Source organism: Vibrio sp. 1F263 (assembly GCF_041439035.1).
Classification (GTDB): Bacteria; Pseudomonadota; Gammaproteobacteria; order Enterobacterales; family Vibrionaceae; genus Vibrio; species Vibrio tasmaniensis_A.
The window spans coordinates 1-4,908 of sequence record NZ_JBGONI010000057.1 but is presented as its reverse complement, the minus strand read 5'-3'; the positions used below and the strand labels follow the sequence as shown (position 1 = coordinate 4,908).

Sequence of the window (4,908 nt, the reverse complement as noted above, 5' to 3'; positions counted from 1 at the left end):
ATGCAGCCAAAGGGAAAAGTATCAGATTAAGAAGCTAGTTTGCGAAAAACATCAGAATAAGAGATTTGAAAGAGAGTGCCACAAAAAATGAAGCTCTAGCAGGCCATTTCTCAATGATGTTTAACTATATCAAACAGTGGCTGTTCGCTGTATGGAAGCTAAAACAGTCTAATCACTACTACCCTCCTAGTTTCCATTTTGGTTATCGCTACAGAGTTCAACCAGACTTCCAAATTACCAAAAGTTTCCAACTTGGTTATCCTTAACGTGATTTCCAAACGATTGATACAGAAAGGTAGCGAGTTTCCATCTTAGTTATCTGTGATCAGTAGCGGCGCTAAGCAGAACAACATAACAAAAGGCGAACCGAACGGTTCGCTTTTTTGTTTTTCGGATTCCAGATTATATGACTAATAAAGCATTGACCTTACCGTAAGGGAAAGGTTTAAGGTGATATGACATTCACGACAAATTAGGAATCAATGATGGGATGTTGCAATAAAGCGCCAAAAGGTGGTGCCCCTCTTGGCTTACTTCTAAAGGTCACGCTTGGGATTGGTCTTTTTGTGTTTCTGCTGGCGTTGTGGCAGTAGAAAACTTATAGGGCTTTAGCTTTAAAGCTAAAAAGTGATGGTCTATAAAACAGGAATAGCGCCTAAATAGCCATTGACGCCATAGTCTATTGTTAAGCGATTTTCACACACATAACCAAACCTGTAGACCAATCCAGCTTCGTAGTTATTAAATCTGAACGAGTTGTTAAGTGTGATATTAAGTCTTCAACTTTAGTGTTGTGCTCTATCGACCATTCACTTCTCGTATTCATATCATCGACAACATAAATGCCGCCAACTTTTAGTAAACCTAACGCTTCTTCTAAATAGTGATACTTACCCGGCCAAGTATCAGCAAATATCAAATCCAATGAAGCTGGTTCTATTCCATCAATTACAGCTTCGCCTTCACTTAATACGATTTCAACTCGGCTATCATGTTCTAAAAATTTACGAGCCAAGCCAATATTCCGCTCATTATTGTCTACTGAAATTAGCTTAGAGCCAGCACTCATCCCTTCTAACAACCAAGATGTACAAAGCCCAGTACCAGTTCCAAGCTCTAGGAAATTGCCGTTAATTTTACTAGCGCAAAGTGTCGCTAAAAATGAACCTGTTTCAGCATCTGATAACTGCGGAAATCCAATCTCACTTGTAGCAGCTAGAATATCTTCATAGCTATTGGGGTACGTCCCTTCCAATTTGTTCATGATCCCTCCTTGTCGCCTAGACATAATGACCCCCACGAAAGGTGTTAGCCTCCAATATCGTGGGTTAGCTTAAAACCATAGCCATAATTAGTGTGTCAAACAACTAAATTTTGGAGGCTAGCATGAATAAAGATAGCATAATTTTCATTGGCTTAGATATGCATAAGTCAGTTATTCAAATCGCTGTGTTATAAGAACATCGTGAGGCAAATCCACAACACCTTGGCTGTATTAAATCGAATAAGTCCGCATTTATTAAATTGACCAAACAGCTGCAATCCAAGTATCCAAAAGCCACTCTGCACTTTGTCTATGAAACAGGACCATGCGGTTACTGGACTTATCGCTTAATGACGAGCCTTGGACTCGTTCCAACAGAAAACTCCAGTGGAGGTAAAACTCGGCGTGGCAGCTTAACAAGTATGCCGAGCAAGAGTGCTGGAGACCATTAATTAACACCCAACGTTGTGGCTTCCGAGTGACATACCCAAACAATGAGTGGTCAATTACCGACCAGCGGGATACGGTCAGGCTGCGTTGAGCTATTTGGCTCGCTACCTCTATCGTGGCGTGTTGCCTGATGAAGACATCATCCATATAACCGACGACACAGTCACCTTCCGCTATAAAGGGAGCCAAACCAATGTATGGCGAACGCGCACTTTGCCTACTCTCAAGTTCTTGCTGCTCATTTTCAACACGTGCTGCCCAAAGGGTTGCAGCGAGTAAGAGACTACGGATTTTTACGTGGTCAAGCACACGCCTTAAGGGCCCGCATTCAACTGCTGTTATTGAACTTGGTCTATATGATGCCGCCGCTAACGGCACCGATAAGGACCAAAGCAATACGAATATGCCCTTGCTGTGAGCATGAGATGGCGTGTGTTGGAGTGAACCGACCCATGTAGCCGAAAGGCATCGAAAATAAGGATAATGGCATTGACGAAATCAAAGGAGATGTGACGACGAAAGAAACGAAAAATAGCTAACTGGTTGATAAGATTGCTATCGCAACCTTATCTTGGCCTCGCTCGCCTTGAGAAAAGACTCAAAGCGGTGCGCCCTTCAAGTTCAATCGTACAATTTACTTACTAAAGTGGCTTCGGGCTTGTTCAACACTCGAGATTTAGTGTTGGCTGCGCAACACCTTAATCCATATTTGTTATATGTTTATTACTCAGTTTTTAGTTTAAAGAACAGCCACTGTAGCAATAATGTAGCGCTAGTCAGGGGTAGTATTGTTATACACAAATTTAAGTACAAAGAGTTATCAAAGGTAGAGGATAAAAAAGTATACAAGGCGTAACCAAGCAACCCGAAGAGACCACCAAGAATTGAACTGCCATAACCAGAAAATTGGGATTCCCCCTGACAGTGAGGGCACATATATGGTGTCCATCTTGATACCCAAATGAACCTAATAGGGTTACAGATTTTATTGCAATGGGGACAAGTAGTCATTTCAACTCCTGATATGATCTTGTTAGTTAGAAAACATATAACGAGGCTGTAGAATTTCTCCTCGCCCCTCTCAATTCTGATCCTACCGCCATTTCATCACGATAAATCCAAGGCGGTCGAGCGCAAGTACGCACTGTGTTATATATGACAATGATGTCAGCCATGCAATGTAACCCCGTATTCAAAGCGAGTTATGCTCGACTTTTGGCTGACGGAAAGCCTAAGAAAGTCGCAATAATAGCGTGCGTACGAAAGATGGTTGTGCCCCTTAACTCTATGCTCAGAGATGGCGCCATGTGAGATGAAAACACAGCCAAAAATCAATCATTGACGTCATAGTCGTTTGTTAGGGCTTACTTTCCCGCAAGTCAAGATACGTAAGCGAAGACTTTATCTTTAGCATATATCTTTTCGCTGCAGAGTCTGGTGCATGACGCTCGAGCAAATCGAGTAAATCTTTTTTGTTGTTTTCCTTGTTTTCCATCTGCTCATTCGTAAAGTTCACAATTAAGAATGGTGGAAGATTACCCCCAAACCGAAAAACACAGTACCCTCCCTCGCCAAACGTATAATGAGTAACACTTGAGCTGTTTGATGAGTCCGAATCAATTTTTTTTACATAATCTTGAATTTTATTCGCAACCTTAAGCCATTTTGAATATAGAGTCTCAGACCACACCTCTTTGTTGATTTTATTTGCCTGTTGATAGAACGACTCTGTATCTATTGGGGTTACGGGATAACGGGCTTCATCTAGCATCATAACTTTCATTCTTTCTAAGACTTTGAACTCACACTTTGTCAACGGAATAGATAAGAGTTGAGCAGATTCAGATAAGTTATGACGGTATTTTGATTTAAGTAGCCGATTGAAATCTTGCCTTGCGGTGTATTGGTGTAAGCAAACTAAAGCGGCTTTAATTAACACCTCGACTGAATAGCTCAGTAACAATAAACTAGACTTTGAACTTGCATCGAACTGAGTGATTAACTCACCCACCTTGCTAGATTGGTATCGGGTCCCAGAAGCATTAGCTTCCGCTGTTATTGCTTGCAGTTCCTGCCTAACTTTCTGAGCATGATCATTAAGGACACTGGACGAATACATGTGTTTTTGGGCTTCCTTCAGCCACTCGTGCTTGTTGAATATACCCTTTTCGGTCAAACCTCTAATTGCTTGAACCTTGTAATCTTTCCTCATTACACTCTCCGTGAGCCCTAACGCCCAATTAAGGGGTGAGCCACGTTACCACGATACTCATTTTGAGCACCGTAAACATTAAACTTGACCTAAACTAAAATGCCAAGCGTGGGGAATCCCTCTTAAATTTTTTGTTAGCCTTTGGCCTATTCGTGCATCGCTGGCTCGTTTAGAGAGAAGGCTACTCCATTACCTTTAGTGATGCCAAAGTTCATGACTGAAGCATATTCAGAGAATCTGTTAGTCATAGCTCCTATATATGTAACCTTATATGGCATACCTTCCCTATCTATAAGGGACACTTCAATACCAGTCCGGATGTATGGCCAATTATGCTTTGCATTACTTTCTTCTCTAAATTCTTTGAGGAAATCCTTGGCAAAAACTTCCGTGAAAGTAACCAGTCTAGTTTCACCAGCTTTTACGACTAGTGCGCTTATAGGCTTTTTAGTCAAAGCTGAATAACTACGACTCTCTCGATAGTCGTCGGAAAACACAAGTCTTTGATTTAATATGATTTCGTCAACATTACCACTGTTGATATAAGCTATATCTACCTCTACTTCCCCACCTTCGACTGTATCAATCCGAATAATAGAACCTATTAAATCTCTGTGTGACACAAAGTTAGGGTAGACAAATGATGCAAACGAGATTGTAGCCGAAACTAACGATATACCAGCAGATATCATGGCTATCTTAGAAACAGAAGAAGTACGGTCTTTACTTCCATTTTGAGGTGTTAAAGTTGTTCTCTGCCTATACTTATAAAACTTCATAATTTTAACTAAGATTACCTATACCGTGAGAAGGCTAACGCCCAATTAAGGTGTGAGCCACGCTACCACGGCACTAAACTGGAGCGCCGTAAACACTGAACTTAACCCAAACCAAAAATGCCAAGCGTGGGGAATCACTCTTAAATTGCTTGTTGAACGAAGCCGCTGCGCGGCAGAGTAAAACAAGTGCAAGCCATACTCTT

At 41.4% G+C, this 4,908-nt stretch carries 3 protein-coding genes and 3 pseudogenes; 3 read left to right on the top strand and 3 right to left on the bottom strand.

The window, feature by feature from the left end; genetic code table 11:
* Positions 1–685 precede the first annotated feature (685 nt).
* Positions 686–1,264 carry an O-methyltransferase gene (locus ACED25_RS21640; RefSeq protein ID WP_017102170.1) on the bottom strand — a complete coding sequence of 193 codons (579 nt, stop codon included), beginning with the start codon at positions 1,262–1,264 and terminating at the stop codon, positions 686–688.
* Positions 1,265–1,386: 122 nt separating this feature from the next.
* Between ACED25_RS21640 and ACED25_RS21635 the strand changes: the two are divergent.
* From ACED25_RS21635 to ACED25_RS21625, 3 pseudogenes are all read left to right on the top strand, one after another.
* Positions 1,387–1,629 (top strand): annotated as a pseudogene (locus ACED25_RS21635) (IS110 family transposase); the annotation flags it as partial.
* A gap of 52 nt (positions 1,630–1,681) precedes the next feature.
* Positions 1,682–2,172: pseudogene (locus tag ACED25_RS21630) on the top strand (transposase); the annotation flags it as partial.
* Positions 2,173–2,830: 658 nt separating this feature from the next.
* A pseudogene (locus tag ACED25_RS21625) lies at positions 2,831–3,025 on the top strand (IS110 family transposase); the annotation flags it as partial.
* A gap of 46 nt (positions 3,026–3,071) precedes the next feature.
* Here the strand turns inward: ACED25_RS21625 and ACED25_RS21620 are convergent.
* Positions 3,072–3,926 carry a hypothetical protein gene (locus ACED25_RS21620; protein ID WP_371696064.1) on the bottom strand — a complete coding sequence of 285 codons (855 nt, stop codon included), beginning with the start codon at positions 3,924–3,926 and terminating at the stop codon, positions 3,072–3,074.
* A 146-nt stretch (positions 3,927–4,072) separates the two neighbouring features.
* Positions 4,073–4,705: a hypothetical protein gene (locus ACED25_RS21615; protein ID WP_061031680.1), complete on the bottom strand. Its 633-nt coding sequence runs from the start codon at positions 4,703–4,705 to the stop codon at positions 4,073–4,075.
* Positions 4,706–4,908: the final 203 nt, after the last annotated feature.